Source organism: Streptococcus sp. HMSC074B11, from assembly GCF_001808705.1.
Lineage (GTDB): Bacteria > Bacillota > Bacilli > Lactobacillales > Streptococcaceae > Streptococcus.
Genome location: NZ_KV794273.1, coordinates 345,299 through 363,912, shown reverse-complemented (window position 1 = coordinate 363,912; position 18,614 = coordinate 345,299). Strand labels below are relative to the sequence as shown.

General features: G+C 40.1%; 21 protein-coding genes. 18 read left to right on the top strand and 3 right to left on the bottom strand.

Annotated elements, in window-relative coordinates:
• The first annotated feature begins 14 nt into the window (after positions 1-14).
• The 16 genes from rsmH (at position 15) to dnaJ (ending at position 14,971) form a co-directional block, all read left to right on the top strand.
• Complete coding sequence (gene rsmH / locus HMPREF2619_RS06775) at positions 15-965, top strand: 16S rRNA (cytosine(1402)-N(4))-methyltransferase RsmH (protein ID WP_036754792.1); 951 nt, start codon at positions 15-17, stop codon at positions 963-965.
• 9 nt (positions 966-974) lie between these two features.
• On the top strand, positions 975-1,292 hold the full coding sequence (ftsL, locus tag HMPREF2619_RS06770) for a cell division protein FtsL (RefSeq protein ID WP_070460255.1): 318 nt from the start codon (positions 975-977) through the stop codon (positions 1,290-1,292).
• A gap of 3 nt (positions 1,293-1,295) precedes the next feature.
• The gene (pbp2X, locus tag HMPREF2619_RS06765; RefSeq protein WP_070460253.1) at positions 1,296-3,551 is read left to right on the top strand and encodes a penicillin-binding protein PBP2X; all 2,256 of its coding nucleotides are present in this window, start codon (positions 1,296-1,298) and stop codon (positions 3,549-3,551) included.
• A gap of 1 nt (position 3,552) precedes the next feature.
• Entirely contained in the window at positions 3,553-4,533 is a 981-nt protein-coding gene (gene mraY / locus HMPREF2619_RS06760) for a phospho-N-acetylmuramoyl-pentapeptide-transferase (protein WP_070460251.1), read from the top strand.
• A gap of 117 nt (positions 4,534-4,650) precedes the next feature.
• Positions 4,651-5,178: an FUSC family protein gene (locus HMPREF2619_RS06755; RefSeq protein WP_070460249.1), complete on the top strand. Its 528-nt coding sequence runs from the start codon at positions 4,651-4,653 to the stop codon at positions 5,176-5,178.
• A gap of 77 nt (positions 5,179-5,255) precedes the next feature.
• Entirely contained in the window at positions 5,256-5,612 is a 357-nt protein-coding gene (gene glnR, locus HMPREF2619_RS06750) for a transcriptional repressor GlnR (protein ID WP_000659542.1), read from the top strand.
• A gap of 35 nt (positions 5,613-5,647) precedes the next feature.
• Entirely contained in the window at positions 5,648-6,994 is a 1,347-nt protein-coding gene (glnA, locus tag HMPREF2619_RS06745; RefSeq protein WP_070460247.1) for a type I glutamate--ammonia ligase, read from the top strand.
• Between the two features lie 120 nt (positions 6,995-7,114).
• Positions 7,115-7,435 carry a PadR family transcriptional regulator gene (locus tag HMPREF2619_RS06740; protein WP_070460245.1) on the top strand — a complete coding sequence of 107 codons (321 nt, stop codon included), beginning with the start codon at positions 7,115-7,117 and terminating at the stop codon, positions 7,433-7,435.
• Positions 7,435-8,010, top strand: coding sequence for a DUF2812 domain-containing protein (locus HMPREF2619_RS06735; protein WP_070460243.1), 576 nt, complete (start codon positions 7,435-7,437; stop codon positions 8,008-8,010). Before HMPREF2619_RS06740 ends, HMPREF2619_RS06735 begins: the two co-directional genes overlap by 1 nt.
• 21 nt (positions 8,011-8,031) lie before the next feature.
• On the top strand, positions 8,032-8,544 hold the full coding sequence (locus tag HMPREF2619_RS06730; protein WP_070460241.1) for a DUF2812 domain-containing protein: 513 nt from the start codon (positions 8,032-8,034) through the stop codon (positions 8,542-8,544).
• Between the two features lie 162 nt (positions 8,545-8,706).
• The gene (gene hrcA / locus HMPREF2619_RS06725) at positions 8,707-9,741 is read left to right on the top strand and encodes a heat-inducible transcriptional repressor HrcA (RefSeq protein WP_070460239.1); all 1,035 of its coding nucleotides are present in this window, start codon (positions 8,707-8,709) and stop codon (positions 9,739-9,741) included.
• Positions 9,742-9,767: 26 nt separating this feature from the next.
• Positions 9,768-10,283, top strand: a complete 516-nt coding sequence (gene grpE, locus HMPREF2619_RS06720; RefSeq protein WP_070460237.1) for a nucleotide exchange factor GrpE — start codon at positions 9,768-9,770, stop codon at positions 10,281-10,283.
• A gap of 372 nt (positions 10,284-10,655) precedes the next feature.
• Complete coding sequence (gene dnaK, locus HMPREF2619_RS06715; protein ID WP_070460235.1) at positions 10,656-12,479, top strand: molecular chaperone DnaK; 1,824 nt, start codon at positions 10,656-10,658, stop codon at positions 12,477-12,479.
• Positions 12,480-12,550: 71 nt separating this feature from the next.
• On the top strand, positions 12,551-12,877 hold the full coding sequence (locus HMPREF2619_RS06710) for a hypothetical protein (protein WP_070460234.1): 327 nt from the start codon (positions 12,551-12,553) through the stop codon (positions 12,875-12,877).
• 57 nt (positions 12,878-12,934) lie between these two features.
• Positions 12,935-13,567, top strand: coding sequence for a DJ-1/PfpI family protein (locus tag HMPREF2619_RS06705; RefSeq protein WP_070460232.1), 633 nt, complete (start codon positions 12,935-12,937; stop codon positions 13,565-13,567).
• Positions 13,568-13,834: 267 nt separating this feature from the next.
• On the top strand, positions 13,835-14,971 hold the full coding sequence (gene dnaJ / locus HMPREF2619_RS06700; protein ID WP_001066325.1) for a molecular chaperone DnaJ: 1,137 nt from the start codon (positions 13,835-13,837) through the stop codon (positions 14,969-14,971).
• Between the two features lie 191 nt (positions 14,972-15,162).
• Here dnaJ and HMPREF2619_RS06695 read toward each other — a convergent pair whose 3' ends face one another.
• The 3 genes from HMPREF2619_RS06695 to HMPREF2619_RS06685 form a co-directional block, all read right to left on the bottom strand.
• Positions 15,163-15,816 (bottom strand): hypothetical protein, encoded by a 654-nt coding sequence (locus tag HMPREF2619_RS06695; protein WP_083279613.1) that lies wholly within the window; start codon positions 15,814-15,816, stop codon positions 15,163-15,165.
• 85 nt (positions 15,817-15,901) lie between these two features.
• Positions 15,902-16,189, bottom strand: coding sequence for a hypothetical protein (locus HMPREF2619_RS06690; RefSeq protein ID WP_000777764.1), 288 nt, complete (start codon positions 16,187-16,189; stop codon positions 15,902-15,904).
• Between the two features lie 9 nt (positions 16,190-16,198).
• Positions 16,199-16,609, bottom strand: a complete 411-nt coding sequence (locus HMPREF2619_RS06685) for an HIT family protein (protein WP_070460226.1) — start codon at positions 16,607-16,609, stop codon at positions 16,199-16,201.
• Between the two features lie 67 nt (positions 16,610-16,676).
• On the opposite strand from HMPREF2619_RS06685, the gene HMPREF2619_RS06680 reads away from it, so the two are divergent.
• Positions 16,677-17,408 carry an ABC transporter ATP-binding protein gene (locus tag HMPREF2619_RS06680; RefSeq protein WP_070460224.1) on the top strand — a complete coding sequence of 244 codons (732 nt, stop codon included), beginning with the start codon at positions 16,677-16,679 and terminating at the stop codon, positions 17,406-17,408.
• On the top strand, positions 17,405-18,454 hold the full coding sequence (locus HMPREF2619_RS06675; protein ID WP_070460223.1) for an ABC transporter permease: 1,050 nt from the start codon (positions 17,405-17,407) through the stop codon (positions 18,452-18,454). The genes HMPREF2619_RS06680 and HMPREF2619_RS06675 overlap by 4 nt, the downstream gene beginning before the upstream one ends.
• The last annotated feature ends 160 nt before the right edge of the window (positions 18,455-18,614 follow it).

Below are 18,614 nucleotides of genomic sequence, written 5' to 3'. Positions count from 1 at the left end.
AAAATAGATAAGATATGACAAAAGAATTTCATCATGTAACGGTCATGCTCCATGAGACCATTGATATGCTAGATGTAAAACCTGATGGTATTTACGTTGATGCGACCTTGGGAGGAGCAGGACACAGCGAGTATTTATTAAGTAAGTTAAGTGAGAAGGGGCATTTATATGCCTTTGACCAGGACCAAAACGCTATTGATAATGCACAAAAACGTTTGGCGCCTTACATTGAAAAGGGCATGGTCACCTTCATCAAGGATAATTTCCGTCATTTGAAGGACCGCTTACATGACTTAGGTGTGACTGAAATTGATGGAATTTGTTATGATTTAGGTGTGTCAAGCCCGCAGTTGGATCAGCGTGAACGTGGTTTTTCCTATAAGAAGGATGCACCGCTGGATATGCGCATGAATCAGGAAGCTAGTTTGACCGCTTATGAAGTCGTTAATCACTACGACTACCATGATTTGGTAAGAATCTTTTTCAAATATGGAGAGGACAAGTTTTCCAAACAGATTGCTCGAAAAATTGAACAGGCGCGTGAACAGAAACCGATTGAGACCACGACGGAATTGGCAGAGATTATTAAATCTGCCAAACCGGCAAAGGAGCTCAAGAAAAAAGGCCACCCAGCCAAACAAATTTTCCAAGCTATCCGTATAGAGGTCAATGATGAACTGGGTGCTGCAGATGAATCAATCCAGCAGGCTATGGATATGCTGGCTCTAGATGGCAGAATATCAGTGATTACCTTCCATTCGCTGGAGGACCGCTTGACCAAACAGTTATTTAAGGAAGCTTCCACAGTTGAAGTTCCTAAAGGTTTGCCTTTCATCCCAGACGATCTCAAGCCCAAAATGGAATTGGTATCTCGGAAACCGATTTTACCAAGCAAGGAAGAATTGGAAGCCAATAATCGTTCCCACTCAGCCAAGCTTCGAGTGGCAAGAAAAATTCACAAGTAAGAGGAAATAATGGCAGAAAACAGAGGAACAACGAGCCAATTGCTACAAGCTCGTATAAAAAAATTTTCACGTGTTGAAAAGGCCTTTTACCTTTCAATTGCCATCACGGCTCTCGTCTTAGCAATCAGTGTAGTCTATATGCAGACTAAACTTTTGCAGGTCCAGAATGATTTGACAACTGTTAACACACAGATTGAAGAGAAAAAGACAGAGCTGGATGATGCTAAACAAGAAGTTAATGAATTAATCCGATCAGAACGTTTGACCGGAATTGCAAATTCACAAGATTTGCAATTAAATAATGAAAATATCCGATCGGCGGAGTAGTAAATGAAAAACTGGAAAGAAAGAATCATACACTTTGCCATTAAGAATCGCAGAACTCCTCTAGAAAACCGCAGACGAGTTGGGAAAAGCCTTAGTCTCTTGGCTGTCATTCTCTTTGCTGTTTTTTTGGTTAACTTTGCGGTGATTATTGGTACGGGAAAGAAGTTTGGTGTTGACCTGGTCAAAGAAGCTTATAAGGTTCATCAAACAACTCGAACAGTCCCTGCTAAGAGGGGAACCATTTATGATCGTAATGGAACTCCCATAGCAGAAGATGCGACCTCTTATAATGTTTATGCTGTAATAGATAAAGAATATAAGTCCGCTAATGGTGATGTTCTTTATGTAGAAGAATCTCAGTACAACAAAGTGGCAGAAATTTTTCATAAATACTTAGATATGGAGGAGACTTACGTCAAAAATCAACTCTCTCAACCAAATCTCAAACAGGTTTCTTTTGGTGCTAAAGGGAATGGGATTACCTATGCTAATATGATGTCCATTAAACAGGACTTAGAATCTGCTAAGGTTGAGGGTATTAATTTTACGACTAGTCCAAATCGAAGTTATCCAAATGGGAAATTTGCCTCATCCTTTATTGGTTTAGCACAGTTACATGAAAATGAAGATGGCACGAAAAGTCTAATTGGGACATCTGGTATCGAGAGTTCCTTAAATAGTTTATTGGCAGGGACAGATGGTATTATTACATACGAAAAAGACCGTCTAGGTAATATTGTTCCTGGTACAGAACAAGTCACCCAACAGACCGTAAACGGGAAAGACGTCTATACGACCCTATCTAGTCCTTTGCAGTCCTTCATGGAAACTCAGATGGATGCCTTTCTAGAAAAAGTAAAAGGTAAGTATATGACCGCGACCTTGGTCAGTGCAAAGACCGGTGAAATCCTCGCTACCACCCAACGACCTACCTTTAATGCAGATACTAAAGAAGGAATCACTGAGGACTTTGTTTGGCGTGATATTCTTTATCAAAGTAACTATGAACCAGGATCAGGCATGAAGGTTATGACGTTAGCTTCTTCTATTGATAATAATACCTTCCCAAGTGGAGAATACTTCAATAGCAGTGAATTCAAAATAGCGGATGCGACGACTCGAGATTGGGATGTTAATGAGGGTTTGACTACTGGTGGGATGATGACTTTCTTACAAGGTTTCGCTCACTCCAGTAATGTTGGAATGAGTCTACTTGAACAAAAAATGGGAGATGCTACTTGGTTGGATTATCTAAAACGCTTTAAATTTGGGGTTCCAACTCGCTTTGGCTTGACAGATGAATACGCTGGTCAACTTCCAGCTGATAATATTGTTAGTATTGCTCAAAGCTCATTTGGGCAAGGAATTTCAGTGACACAAACACAAATGCTTCGTGCCTTTACAGCTATTGCTAATGATGGAGTTATGCTGGAGCCAAAATTTATAAGTGCTATTTATGATACTAACAATCAGTCTGTACGTAAGTCACAAAAAGAAATAGTAGGAAATCCTGTTTCCAAAGAGGCAGCAAGCACAACTCGAAATCACATGATCTTAGTTGGGACGGACCCTCTATATGGAACTATGTATAATCACTACACAGGAAAGCCAATTATAACAGTTCCTGGACAAAATGTAGCAGTTAAATCCGGTACGGCTCAAATCGCTGATGAGAAAAATGGAGGATACTTGGTTGGTTCTACCAATTATATTTTCTCAGTTGTGACTATGAATCCTGCTGAAAATCCTGATTTTATCTTGTATGTAACGGTTCAACAGCCTGAGCATTATTCAGGTATCCAGTTGGGAGAATTTGCCACCCCAATCTTGGAGCGGGCTTCAGCTATGAAAGAATCTCTCAATCTTCAGTCTACAGCTAAAAATTTAGATAAAGTTACGACAGAATCTTCTTATGCAATGCCTAGCATCAAGGATATTTCACCTGGTGAGTTGGCGGAAGCCTTACGCCGAAATATTGTGCAACCAATCGTTGTAGGTACTGGAACAAAGATTAAAGAGACTTCTGTAGAAGAAGGGACCAATCTTGCACCAAACCAACAAGTTCTCCTTTTATCGGATAAGGTAGAAGAAATTCCAGACATGTATGGCTGGAAAAAAGAGACTGCCGAGACCTTTGCTAAATGGTTGGATATTGAACTGGAATTTGAAGGTTCAGGTTCCGTTGTTCAGAAGCAAGATGTTCGGACTAATACAGCTATCAAAAACATTAAAAAAATTAAATTAACTTTAGGAGACTAATATGTTTATTTCTATTAGTGCTGGAATTGTGACATTTTTACTAACTTTAGTAGGAATTCCGGCCTTTATCCAATTTTATAGAAAGGCGCAAATTACAGGCCAGCAGATGCATGAGGATGTTAAACAGCACCAGGCAAAAGCTGGGACTCCTACAATGGGAGGAATAGTCTTCCTCGTAACAAGTGTTTTAGTTAGTTTAGTTCTTGCACTTTTGACTAATCAACTAACCAACAATGTCGGAATGATCCTCTTTATTCTCGTTTTGTATGGTTTGGTTGGCTTCTTAGATGATTTCCTCAAGGTTTTTCGTAAAATCAATGAAGGGCTCAATCCTAAACAAAAGCTCTTGCTTCAATTAGTAGGAGGAGTTATCTTCTATCTCTTTTATGAAAGAGGAGGGGATGTCTTAAATGTATTTGGGTATCCATTGCACCTAGGCGTTCTTTACATTTTCTTTGCTCTCTTCTGGTTAGTTGGTTTTTCGAATGCTGTTAACTTGACTGACGGAATTGATGGGTTGGCAAGTATCTCAGTAGTGATTAGCCTATCTGCCTATGGAGTCATTGCTTATGTACAAAACCAATTGGATATTCTCCTAGTGATTCTTGCCATGATTGGTGGTCTTCTTGGTTTCTTTGTCTTTAACCATAAGCCTGCTAAAGTTTTTATGGGAGATGTGGGAAGTCTTGCTCTTGGAGGAATGTTGGCCGCTATTTCTATGGCGTTACACCAAGAATGGACCTTGCTCTTGATTGGGATAGTGTATGTTTTTGAAACAACATCTGTCATGATGCAAGTTACCTACTTTAAGTTGACTGGAGGAAAACGTATCTTCCGGATGACACCAGTTCATCACCATTTTGAGTTGGGTGGATTTTCAGGTAAAGGCCAAGCCTGGAGTGAGTGGAAGGTTGACTTCTTCTTCTGGGGTGTCGGTTTGTTCGCAAGTATTTTGGCTTTGGCTTTTATGTATTTGTTTTAATCATAGAAAAATAAATCATAATAAAGGAGAAGGATTAAACCTTCTCCTTTTCTGTTTATGAATCTCTTTCTCAAAAAAGTAAATTTATGATAAAATGGAAAAAAGAAAGATGAGCCTATGAGTTATTTTAAAAAGTATACATTTGATAAATCTAAGTTTAAGTTAGGGATGCGAACGTTTAAAACAGGAATCGCTGTTTTTTTGGTCCTCATGATTTTTGGTTTTTTTGGATGGAAGGGACTTCAGATTGGAGCTCTTACAGCCGTTTTTAGCTTGAGAGAAGACTTTGATAAGAGTGTCCACTTTGGGACATCACGTATTCTCGGAAATAGTATCGGTGGTTTTTATGCCCTGATTTTCTTTCTCTTAAATAATCTTTTTCATGGCGCCTTCTGGGTAACCCTTCTTGTTGTTCCGATTTGTACCATGTTAACCATTATGACAAATGTTGCCATGAACAATAAGGCAGGTGTTATCGGTGGAGTTGCGGCTATGTTGATTATTACCCTATCAATTCCGAGCGGAGAGACTGTTTTGTACGTGTTTGCTCGTGTATTTGAAACTTTTATGGGTGTTTTTGCAGCAATTCTTGTAAATTACGATATTGATCGTTTACGGAGCATTTTACTGAAAAAAACAAAATAATGTCACAAGATATAACATTATTGATTGACGATTGATTTTTTTTAGACTATAATAGACAGAAAGAAGAGGAAGTGCACATGAAGGAAAAAGAATTTCGTCGCAATATGGCAGTTTTCCCTATTGGTAGTGTTATGAAGCTGACCGATCTTTCGGCGCGTCAAATTCGTTATTATGAAGATCAGGAGTTGATAAAGCCTGATCGCAACGAAGGTAATCGCCGGATGTATTCTTTAAATGATATGGATCGGTTGCTTGAGATTAAGGACTATATCTCTGAAGGTCTGAACATTGCTGCTATCAAGAAAAAATATGCCGAACGTGAGGCGAAAGCCAAGAAACCAGTTAGTCAAACTGAGGTTCGTCGGGCCCTTCGGAATGAAGTTCTTCAACAAAGTCGCTTTGCTTCTCAACAATCACCTTTTGGTCGCGGTTAGGCAACCGCAAGTCGTCATATATAAGGAGAAAAACCATGCCAATCACAGCTGCAGATATTCGTCGTGAAGTTAAGGAAAAAAATGTAACCTTTATCCGTCTCATGTTTTCAGATATTTTGGGAACAATGAAAAACGTCGAAATTCCTGCTACAGATGAACAACTAGACAAGGTCTTGTCAAACAAGGCTATGTTTGATGGATCTTCTATTGAAGGGTTTGTTCGTATCAATGAATCAGATATGTACTTGTACCCTGATCTGGACACATGGACTGTCTTCCCTTGGGGAGATGAGAACGGTAGTGTCGCAGGATTAATCTGTGATGTCTATACAACAGAAGGAGAGCCATTTGCTGGAGATCCTCGAAGCAATCTTAAACGAGCTCTTCATCACATGGAGAAAGTTGGATTCAAATCATTCAACCTTGGTCCGGAACCAGAATTCTTCCTATTCAAGCTTGATGAAAATGGAGACCCAACTCTTGAGGTGAATGACAAGGGTGGTTACTTTGATTTGGCGCCTACAGACCTTGCTGATAATACCCGTCGTGAGATTGTAAATGTCTTGACTAAAATGGGATTTGAAGTAGAAGCCAGTCACCACGAAGTTGCCGTAGGTCAACATGAGATTGACTTTAAGTACGATGAAGTTCTTCGTGCTTGTGACAAGATTCAAATCTTTAAACTTGTTGTAAAGACAATTGCGCGTAAACATGGTTTGTATGCAACCTTTATGGCTAAACCTAAATTTGGTATCGCTGGTTCAGGAATGCACTGCAATATGTCCTTGTTTGATGCTGAAGGGAACAACGCCTTCTTTGATCCAAATGATCCAAAAGGAATGCAATTGTCAGAAACAGCCTATCATTTCCTTGGTGGTTTGATCAAGCACGCTTACAATTACACAGCTATCATGAACCCGACAGTTAACTCATACAAACGTTTGGTTCCAGGCTATGAAGCACCTGTTTACATCGCTTGGGCTGGTCGTAACCGTTCTCCGTTAGTACGCGTTCCCGCTACTCGTGGAATGGGAACTCGTTTGGAGTTGCGCTCAGTAGACCCAATGGCAAATCCATATATCGCTATGGCTGTGCTTTTGGAAGTTGGTTTGCACGGTATTGAAAACAAAATCGAAGCACCAGCGCCAATCGAAGAAAATATCTACATCATGACTGCTGAAGAACGTAAAGAGGCTGGTATCACAGACCTTCCATCAACTCTTCACAACGCTTTGAAAGCTTTGACCGAAGACGAAGTCGTCAAAGCAGCTCTTGGTGAGCACATCTACACTAGCTTCCTTGAAGCTAAACGAATCGAATGGGCAAGCTATGCAACCTTCGTTTCACAATGGGAAATTGACAATTACCTAGATCTTTACTAATGATAAATCAGAAAGATTGTCCGTGAGGACGATCTTTTTTTTCTTGCATTTTATATCGAGGTGTGATATATTTTATATAACGAGGTGCGATATATCGAACTAAATAGGAGGTCTGATGAAATGGAATTAACAGATAAGATTAGGCGGGTTTATCTTCCCATGACTGAAACGGGTTTTTATATTTTGTTCTGTCTGCAAAAGGAGAATCATGGCTATGGTATTACTCAAAAGGTTAAAGAGATGACAGATTCACAGGTTTCCATTAGCCCTGGGACCATGTATGGAACCCTGTCAAAGATGGAAAAAGATGGTTTGATTTCCTTTGTTCGAGAAGAGGAAAAACGAAAGATTTATCAGATAACTGACTTGGGTCAGAAAGTTTTAGAAATTGAAGTCAAACGTATTGAACGGCTCTACAGAAATAGTCGGGAGGAGCTTTGATGGAAAAGAAAGTTGTTTATAGAATTGCTACCATTGCGGATTATGATAGAGAGGCTCTCTATCTCAGAGAAATGCATGCTCAAGGCTGGAAACTTAAGGAAGTAAGTTACTCTAACTTAGTAGTTGCGGTTAAGTATACTTTTGAAAAGTGCCAACCGGAGCAGGTGGTTTATCAGTTGGACTTTTATCCTATGAAGAAGTCAGAGAGAGCTTCCTATTTACAACTGTTTAAAGATTTTGGCTGGGAGCATATTACAAACTTTAATGGGTTTTCCTATTTTAGAAAGCTTTATTCTGGAGTTGAGTCGGATGCCGAGTTTGAAATTTATAATGACGCGGCCGGGAAGTTAGCCATGGTCAAGCGCATTTTAATAATGCGGATGATTCCTATTTTTCTTCTCTTTTCAGCTCTACTACCGGTTTTCTCAAAGTTACTCAGTGGAAGAAGTTATTTCAGTTGGGGAATGTTTTTGATTGTTATCATAGACTGTACTTTATTGATAGTTTTCACGATTCAGATTTCTTATATTTTTTGGAGATTGTTTCAAAAGTGGAGAGAATTATCTGATAAATAAGACCATTTTGGAGGTTAGACAATGAATAGCAAAGTACAATTTCGAATGTTTACCATTTTTGATTTGGATAAGGTTGAAGATTATTTGCATGAGATGCATCTGAAAGGTTGGAAATTTAAATCGAATCGTTTTGGCTTTTTCTATTTTGAGCAATGCCGACCAGATGATGTGATGTACTGTGTGTGGAATACTAGCTACCTTAGAAAAAATGAGGTGGATTTACAAAGAATTAAGGATAGAGGATGGGAATTTGTGGAAAATTGTTCTTATACTGTTTTTCGAAAAGCAACTTGTGATGTAGATTTAAATGATCAATCTTTCATGGACAATCGTCTTCAATGGGCTGATGTGAAATCTAGACTTCGTACATCTACAGTTTCTATCTCTGGCGGTCTAGTTATTTGTATGAGCTTGTTTCGCGAAAGTCTCTCTCAGTCTTTCTTCCTTATTTTTGCCCTTTATGCTTTCATGATTACTTATCTAATCTATAGTTTTTACAGACTTAAAAAGAAATATCTTGAGAATGTAAGATGATCTTCTAGGTCCTCAGACCGATTTTTAGCACTCTTGGTAAAAGAGTGCTAATTTTTTGAGTTTTTGTCTTGACATTCTTTTCTAAGGGTGTATAATAGAATCATAAGTTAGCACTTGGAAGTGTCGAGTGCTAAAAAAGATCTATCAGAGAGGAGTAGCGAGATGGTTACAGAACGTCAGCAGAATATTTTAAATCTGATTATTGACATCTTTACCAAAACGCACGAACCTGTTGGATCCAAAGCCTTACAAGAGTCTATCAACTCTAGTAGTGCTACCATTCGAAATGACATGGCGGCTTTAGAAAAGCAAGGTTTGCTTGAAAAGGCACATACTTCCAGTGGTCGGATGCCGAGTGTGGCTGGATTTCAATACTATGTCAAACACTCCTTATCCTTCGACCGTTTAGCTGAGAATCAAGTTTATGAGATTGTAAAAGCCTTTGATCAAGAATTCTTCAAACTTGAGGATATTCTTCAAGAGGCAATGAGAATCTTGACAGACTTGAGTGGTTGTACGGTTGTAGCACTGGATGTAGAACCAAGTAGGCAGAAGCTAACAGCTTTTGATATTGTTGTCCTCGGACAACATACAGCTCTTGCTGTTTTTACGCTTGATGAGTCTAGAACAGTTACCAGTCAGTTTTTGATTCCGAGAAATTTCTTGCAGGAGGATTTAAATCGCCTCAAGACCATGATTCAAGAACGTTTCCTGGATCAGACTGTTTTGGATATTCACTATAAGATTCGGACAGAGATACCGCAAATTATCCAACGTTACTTCACAACAACGGATAACGTTATGGATCTTATTGAGCATATCTTTAAAGAAATGTTTAATGAAAATATCGTAGTTTCTGGGAAAGTCAATCTTTTGAATTTCGCTAATTTAGCGGCCTATCAGTTTTTTGATCAGCCACAAAAGGTTGCTTTGGAAATTCGAGAGAATTTGATTGGCGACCAGATGCAGAGTGTCCGAGTTGCGGATAGCCAAGAATCTTGTCTTGCTGACCTAGCAGTGATTAGCAGTAAGTTTCTGATTCCCTATCGTGGATTTGGAATTCTTGCGATTATAGGTCCGGTTAATCTGGATTATCAACAATTGGTCAATCAACTTAATGTTGTCAATCGAGTTTTGACTATGAAGTTGACGGATTTTTACCGCTATCTCAGCAGCAATCACTATGAAGTGAATTAAGATTGAAATCATTAAAGGAGGCGAAAATGGCCCAAGATATTAAAAATGAAGAAGTAAAAGAAGAGGAAGTTGTGGAAACAGCTGAAGAAACAGCTCCTGAGAAATCGGAATTGGATTTGGCTAATGAACGTGCCGAGGAATTTGAAAACAAATATCTTCGTGCTCATGCAGAAATGCAAAATATTCAGCGCCGTGCCAATGAAGAACGTCAACTCTTGCAACGCTATCGCAGCCAAGATTTGGCAAAAGCAATCTTGCCATCACTGGATAACCTCGAACGTGCCCTTGCCGTCGAAGGCTTGACAGATGATGTGAAGAAGGGCTTGGAAATGGTCCAAGAAAGTTTGGTACATGCTCTGCAAGAAGAAGGTATCGAAGAAATCCCAGCAGATGGAGAATTTGACCATAATTACCACATGGCCATCCAAACGGTTCCAGCTGATGACAAACATCCAGCAGACACCATCGCACAAGTCTTCCAAAAAGGTTACAAACTCCATGACCGCATCCTAAGACCGGCTATGGTAGTGGTTTATAACTAGGCAATTCTGACGGTAGCTAAAGCAACTCGTCAGAAAACGGCAATCGCTATGGCGTTTGCCTAGCCTCCTTACTAACTCGTCGTCGAAATAATATCGATTTCGACTTCTCGTGTCGCAACCTATATACATTGAAACCTTGTCCGAAACGACACTAAACTATGAAAGAAAGATAAACAATGGTTCAGCTTTACCAATAATGAGCGAAGCGAACCAAAGGCGATACTCTTCGCCGTGGCGGTATCTTCGCAAACTTTGAGACCTTAGGCTCAAAGTTTAGTCAAAGAGATTGACGAAGTCAAGCTCTGACGGCGTCGCCACTTAAGAAGAGTATCAAAAAGAAAAAAGAGAAAAAATAACAAGGAGAAAAAACACATGTCTAAAATTATCGGTATTGACTTAGGTACAACAAACTCAGCAGTTGCAGTTCTTGAAGGAACTGAAAGCAAAATCATCGCAAACCCAGAAGGAAACCGCACAACTCCATCTGTAGTGTCATTCAAAAACGGTGAAATCATCGTTGGTGACGCTGCGAAACGTCAAGCAGTAACAAACCCAGATACAGTGATCTCTATCAAATCTAAGATGGGTACTTCTGAAAAAGTTTCTGCTAACGGTAAAGAATACACTCCACAAGAAATCTCAGCTATGATTCTTCAATACTTGAAAGGTTATGCTGAAGAATACCTTGGTGAAAAAGTAACTAAAGCAGTTATCACAGTTCCAGCTTACTTCAACGATGCTCAACGTCAAGCAACTAAAGACGCTGGTAAAATTGCTGGTCTTGAAGTAGAACGTATCGTCAACGAACCAACTGCAGCAGCTCTTGCTTATGGTTTGGACAAGACTGACAAAGAAGAAAAAATCTTGGTATTTGACCTTGGTGGTGGTACATTTGACGTATCTATCCTTGAATTGGGTGACGGTGTCTTCGACGTATTGGCAACTGCAGGGGATAACAAACTCGGTGGTGACGACTTTGACCAAAAAATCATCGACCACTTGGTAGCAGAATTTAAGAAAGAAAACGGCATTGATTTGTCAACAGACAAGATGGCGCTTCAACGTTTGAAAGATGCAGCTGAAAAAGCGAAGAAAGACCTTTCTGGTGTGACTTCAACACAAATCAGCTTGCCATTCATCACTGCTGGTGAGGCTGGACCTCTTCACTTGGAAATGATATTGACTCGTGCGAAATTCGATGATTTGACTCGTGACCTCGTAGAACGTACAAAAGTTCCAGTTCGTCAAGCCCTTTCAGATGCAGGTTTGAGCTTGTCAGAAATCGACGAAGTGATCCTTGTCGGTGGTTCAACTCGTATCCCTGCCGTTGTTGAAGCTGTTAAAGCTGAAACTGGTAAAGAACCAAACAAATCAGTTAACCCTGATGAAGTAGTTGCTATGGGAGCTGCGATCCAAGGTGGTGTCATCACTGGTGATGTGAAAGACGTTGTCCTTCTTGACGTAACACCATTGTCACTGGGTATTGAAACAATGGGTGGAGTCTTCACAAAACTCATCGACCGCAACACTACAATTCCAACTTCTAAATCACAAGTCTTCTCAACTGCAGCAGACAACCAACCAGCCGTTGATATCCACGTTCTTCAAGGTGAACGCCCAATGGCGGCAGATAACAAGACTCTTGGACGTTTCCAATTGACAGATATTCCAGCTGCACCTCGTGGTATCCCACAAATCGAAGTTACATTTGACATCGATAAGAACGGTATCGTATCTGTTAAGGCCAAAGACCTTGGAACTCAAAAAGAACAAACAATTGTTATCCAATCTAACTCAGGTTTGACAGACGAAGAAATCGACCGCATGATGAAAGATGCAGAAGCAAACGCTGAAGCAGATAAGAAACGTAAAGAAGAAGTTGACCTTCGTAACGAAGTAGACCAAGCTATCTTTGCGACTGAAAAGACAATCAAGGAAACTGAAGGTAAAGGCTTCGATGCAGAACGTGATGCTGCACAAGCTGCCCTTGATGATCTTAAGAAAGCTCAAGAAGACAACAACTTGGACGACATGAAAGCAAAACTTGAAGCATTGAACGAAAAAGCTCAAGGACTTGCGGTTAAACTCTACGAACAAGCCGCAGCAGCGCAACAAGCTCAAGCAGGAGCAGAAGGTGCACAAGCAACAGGAAACGCAGGCGATGACGTCGTAGACGGAGAGTTTACGGAGAAGTAAGAAGATTTATTTAGTTATATATAACATAATTTTCCCTGATTTTTAGATGGTTATACTTAAAGGAGAATGATATGGCTACTAGAGAAGAGAGAGATTACCTTTCACAGTACATCGATATTGCGGGTTCTCACTTGAATGATAGTGATGTAGAGTGGTTAATGCGTTTTATTAATTCAGTAGGGAATAGACATACTGAAGAAGGTAGCTTTGACAGTTGGAGCTCGGATGGTAAATATACTAGGAATTGGGTTAAAGAATACATCATTGAAAGTGATTATTCATTAACAAGTAATTATAGTTACGAAGATGATGATGGTACTAGTGGCAGTTATTCAGAAAATATAACTAATGCTCGAGATATTATCAACATAATCAGGGAGAATCCGAATTTGTTATAAGAAATCCAGAGGTTGCAACCCAGCCTCTGTTTTTCGGTAAAATAGAGGATGTTGCGTATGAAAAAAGTACTTTGTATCATTTATCCTAATTTTTCTCTTTATGAGATAACCACTTTAACGAGTACTTTAGCTCTGTCTTTTGATATCACGATTGATTATGTAGCTTCTGAGAATTCGAAGGTGATCTCTGAGGATGGTTTGTCCTGTCAACCGATCAAAACATTGGATCAAATCCGTATAGAAGAGTATTCTTGTGTGATTTTGCCAGGAATGGTTAACATTGGACCTGCTCTACAGGATGAAAAATTGATATCGTTTTTGAGGGAGCTTAGTGAGCAAGATGTCTTAATTGCAGCCATTTCTTCAGCCCCCCTTTTATTAGCCAAAGCAGGCTTGTTGAAGGACACGAAATTTACAGGTGGAATTTGGCAAAACTTCTTTGACTATTTTGAATTTCTTCCTCGTGAGAATTTCCAACCGAAAGTCCTTGTGCAAGATAAACAGATCATTACGGCTATAGGATTCGCACATCAAGAGTTTGCAAGGAAAGTGATTCTAAGTCTAGGTTTGGCAGAAAATACTGACAACTATTTTAAAGAAAAAAACGAGTACTCTGAAGAGGATTTGATATTTACTCTATCAGATGAAGAGTTTGATCAAGTGGAGCGATGTATAGAAAACACCCTCTAAAGATTTACATGAAATTTATAGAAAGGAACAAAGAGTGTTTGGGAAATTGTAGCCGAGCTCTGAAGTTTCTTACTCAATATAAAAGAAAGGAATTGAACCCGACCTACATCGAGGTTTGATTTACAACATCAATAGAAAGGACAAAGAGTGTTCGGGGAATTGAACCCGAGCGGAAAGCTTGGAAATTAGATAAACCGCCTAAGAAATCAGGATTTCTTGTCGGTTTCCTAAATTTCAGTCGCTTTCTGTCCGCTCTTAGTATCTTGTATGAACAATACTGAATTTTACGACCGTTTGGGCGTTTCGAAAAATGCATCTCAAGATGAGATCAAGAGGGCCTATCGGAAATTATCTAAAAAATATCACCCAGATATCAACAAGGATCCTGGTGCTGAGGACAAGTACAAGGAAGTTCAAGAAGCTTATGAAACTTTGAGCGATGAACAGAAACGTGCTGCCTATGACCAATATGGTGCTGCTGGTGCCAATGGTGGTTTTGGTGGTGCTGGCGGTTTCGGTGGCTTCGATGGAGCAGGTGGTTTTGGCGGATTTGAGGATATCTTCTCAAGCTTCTTTGGTGGTGGAGGTGCCTCACGTAATCCAAACGCCCCTCGTCAAGGTGACGACCTCCAGTATCGCGTTCATTTGACTTTTGAAGAAGCTATTTTTGGTACAGAAAAGGAAGTCAAATACAATCGTGAAGCAAGCTGTCGTACTTGTAATGGGTCTGGTGCTAAACCTGGAACAAGTCCAGTTACTTGTGGACGCTGTCATGGTTCAGGTGTGATCAATGTTGATACCCAAACACCTCTCGGCATGATGCGTCGCCAAGTAACCTGTGATGTCTGTCATGGCCGTGGTCAAGAAATCAAAGATCCATGTACAACCTGTCATGGAACTGGTCATGAAAAACAAGCCCATAGTGTACACGTAAAAATCCCTGCTGGTGTGGAAACAGGTCAACAGATCCGCCTAGCTGGTCAAGGTGAAGCAGGATTTAACGGTGGACCATATGGTGACTTGTACGTGGTGGTTTCAGTTGAAGCTAGTGATAAGTTTGAACGTGAAGGAACCACTATCTTCTACAATTTGAACCTCAATTTTGTTCAAGCAGCACTTGGTGATACAGTAGACATCCCTACAGTTCATGGTGATGTAGAATTAGTCATTCCAGAAGGAACTCAGACTGGTAAACGATTCCGTCTACGTGGTAAAGGTGCGCCTAGCCTTCGTGGTGGTGCCCTTGGTGACCAATACGTTACTGTCAATGTCGTGACTCCAACAGGCTTGAACGAACGACAAAAAGCAGCCTTGAAAGAATTTGCAGCTGCAGGTGATCTAAAAGTCAATCCAAAGAAAAAAGGCTTCTTTGACCATATTAAGGATGCCTTTGAAGGAGAATAAAGCATAAAGTAAAAAGAGCCTTCGGGCTCTTTTTCGTGCAATCTTAAGACTTTTATACTCAATGAAAATAAAAGAGCAAACTAGGAAGCTAGCCGCAGGCTGTACTTGAGTACGGTAAGGCGACGCTGACGTGGTTTGAATTTGATTTTCGAAGAGTATTAGCATGGGAGAAAGAATCTCCAACTAGTTTACTATTGATATTTTTGAATGAGTAAGCCAGCCTCATCCATGTCCTGGATGAGTTGCTTAAGTTCTGCTTCCTTGCCAGGCTTAACGGTGACGGTATCAATGCGCTTAATCGCCGAATTGTCCTGGATATCCACCAAGGTCAAAGCTTTTTCATAAAATGCGATTCCCTTTTTCATGCTTTCTGGATCCCTCCAAGTGAGAATAAAGTAGGAAGGATCTGATTTCTTTCCGATTTCTTGGAAATACTTCCTGCTTTCCTCCTCTAAAAATTGGAATAAACCATGATTGAATAAGTTGTCTTCTACTGAATGGTAGGAAATATCTCCTGTGTTTAAGACATAGACTTTGAGTCGGTTTTTAGTAATGTTTGGGCTTTCTTTTAGGACTGGGTGGCTATTGACGACATCATCAGAGAATGTCACATAAAAATCTAAGCCCCCACCCTCGAATTGATAGCTTCCATTTGATTCTACTTTCTCAGGAGGCAGGTCAAGGGAGACAAAGATTTGTTTTAAGGCCTCATTTCCTTCTCGGATGTCACTCGGTGAGGCCTTGAACAGATTGGCCAGTATTAGAAATGCCAGAGCTACAAGAAGGCTGAGGCCACCACAAATAATCAGGATGATCCGTGTCAAAACTTTAAAAAACTGTTTCATTTTCATGCCCTCACTTGTCTATTAGGATCTGCTAACCCAAAATGGATTTAAAGGGGATATAAGGAAAGTTGGAATTTTCCTCTCCTTAGTTTTCTTCAGTTTCTTGTAATTCTTTTATCACACTAAGTCTTGCTTGAAGGTCTTTTTCAAAGACTTTAAACTTATAGGTCAAATCTTTTTGATATTCCTTGATGAGTTCTTTTTGTTGGTCGATAATTTGCAGGCTATCTTGGATGATATCCAAGTCATCCTTAATGGCTTCAACGCGATCAGTAGTATCTAAAACTTCTTCAGTGATAGCTTGGCGATTCTTAACGAGGAGGTATGAACCGACTGCAGAGCCTGCAAAAAGTAGTAAATTTGATAGTTTCATAGTGACTCCTTAAGCGTTTTTGATTGTTTCAGCGACTTGGGCAAGTTTGTCGAAGTCTGGTTCATGTGCGATAAAGTCAATTTTTAGGTCATCATCTGCACTATAGCGAGGAACGAGGTGGACATGGGTATGGAAAACCGTTTGTCCAGCAACTTCTTCACAGTTGGCGATGATATTCATACCTTCAGCTTTGGTAGCTTTCATGACTTTTTGAGCAATCTTTGGAACTTGGGCGAAAAGTTGGCTAGCACTTGCAGCATCCATTTCTAAAAGATTGCGGTAGTGTTCTTTTGGTACGACCAAGGTGTGACCAGGTGTTACTTGTGAGATATCAAGGAAGGCAAGAACTTGATCATCTTCGTAAACCTTTGATGCGGGAATCTCCCCTGCGATAATTTTACAAAAAATGCAATCTGACATAAAATCTACCTCTACTGTATTGAATTTTGATATAATATAGCTACATTATACCAGATTTGGAGAAAATATGTTAGAAATTAAAAATCTGACAGGTGGCTACGTTCATGTCCCTGTCTTGAAAGATGTGTCCTTTACAGTCGAGAGTGGACAGTTGGTCGGTTTGATCGGTCTCAATGGTGCAGGAAAATCAACGACCATCAATGAAATTATTGGTTTGTTGACACCTTATAGTGGAGAAATAAACATCGACGGGCTAACCTTAGGTGCTAATCCTCGTGAATATCGTCAGCAGATTGGTTATATTCCTGAAACTCCTAGTTTGTACGAGGAATTGACTCTCAGAGAACATATCGAGACGGTTGCTATGGCCTATGGTATTGAGCGAAATCTAGCTTTTGAACGTGTAGAATCGCTTTTAAAAATGTTCCGTTTGGATCAGAAATTAGACTGGTTCCCAGTTCATTTTTCAAAAGGGATGAAGCAGAAGGTCATGATTATCTGTGCCTTTGTCGTGGATCCGAGTCTCTTTATCGTCGATGAACCTTTCCTTGGTCTTGATCCCTTGGCAATTTCAGACTTGATTCAGCTTTTGGATCTTGAAAAGAAAAAAGGCAAGTCTATCCTCATGAGTACCCACGTTCTTGACTCTGCTGAAAAAATGTGTGATTCTTTTGTTATTCTTCACAAAGGACAAGTGAGAGCTAAAGGGGATCTTGAAGAGTTGAGACAAGCTTTTGCCATGCCTCAAGCAAGTCTCAATGATATCTATTTGGCTTTGACCAAAGAGGAGGACCGATGAAAGACTTGTTTCTAAAGCGAAAGCAGGCTTTTCGTAAGGAGTGTCTTGGTTATCTGCGCTATGTACTCAATGACCACTTTGTCTTGTTTTTACTGGTCTTGGTAGGTTTTCTAGCCTATCAGTATAGTCAACTGCTCCAGCATTTTCCTGAGAATCACCTACCAATCCTATGTTTAATTGGAATTGTCTCTGTTTTACTCATGCTTTGGGGTGGAATCGCGACCTATGTGGAAGCACCTGATAAGCTCTTTCTCTTAGTAGCTGAAGAAGAAGTAAGAGAACACATACAGAAGCAAAGTCTAGTTTCCTTCATCTCTTGGGTTAGTGTACAGACTCTCTTCTTGCTTCTTTTTGCTCCTCTATTTTTAGCCATGGGCTTAGGCTTAGGAGTTTTTGGGGTCTATGTTCTTCTTTTGGGAGTCGGGAAATATTTCCTGTTTCAGAAAAAAGCTGGCAAGTTTTTTAGTGCAAATCATCTGGACTGGGACTATGTGATTGCCCAAGAAAGTAAACGCAAGCAGTTTTTACTCCGTTTCTTTGCCCTCTTTACCCAAGTCAAGGGAATTTCAAACAGCGTCAAGAGACGAGCTTATCTAGATGTTATCCTAAAAGCAGTTCAGAAGGTGCCGAGCAAGATTTGGCAGAACCTCTATCTTCGTTCTTATTTGCGAAATGGAGATTTTTTTGCCCTCAGTCTTCGCCTCCTCTTCCTATCTTTGCTGGCGTTGATCTTTATCGAGCAGTCTTGGATTGCGACAGCAGTAGTGGTTCTATTTAACTACCTCTTGCTCTTTCAGTTATTGGCCCTCTATCACGCCTTTGACTACCAATATTTGACCCAACTTTTCCCGCTAGATAAGGGGCAAAAGGAAAAGGGATTACAGGCAGTTGTCCGAGGATTGACTGGTTTTGTTTTATTGGTTCAACTGATAGTTGGTGTGATTACTCTCCAAGAAAAACTAGCCCTTCTAGCCCTCCTTGGAGCTGGACTGGTCTTACAAATTTTGTATCTCCCTTATCAGGTGAAACGTCAGATGCAGGACTAATACTGTTCGAAAATCTCTTCAAACTACGTCAGCATCCATCTGTAACCTCAAAGCGGTGCTTTGAGCAGCCTGCGGCTAGCTTCCTAGTTTGCTCTTTGATTTTCATTGAGTATAACATTGCTTATATGATACTAAAAAAGAAGTTGAGTTCAATCTGTCT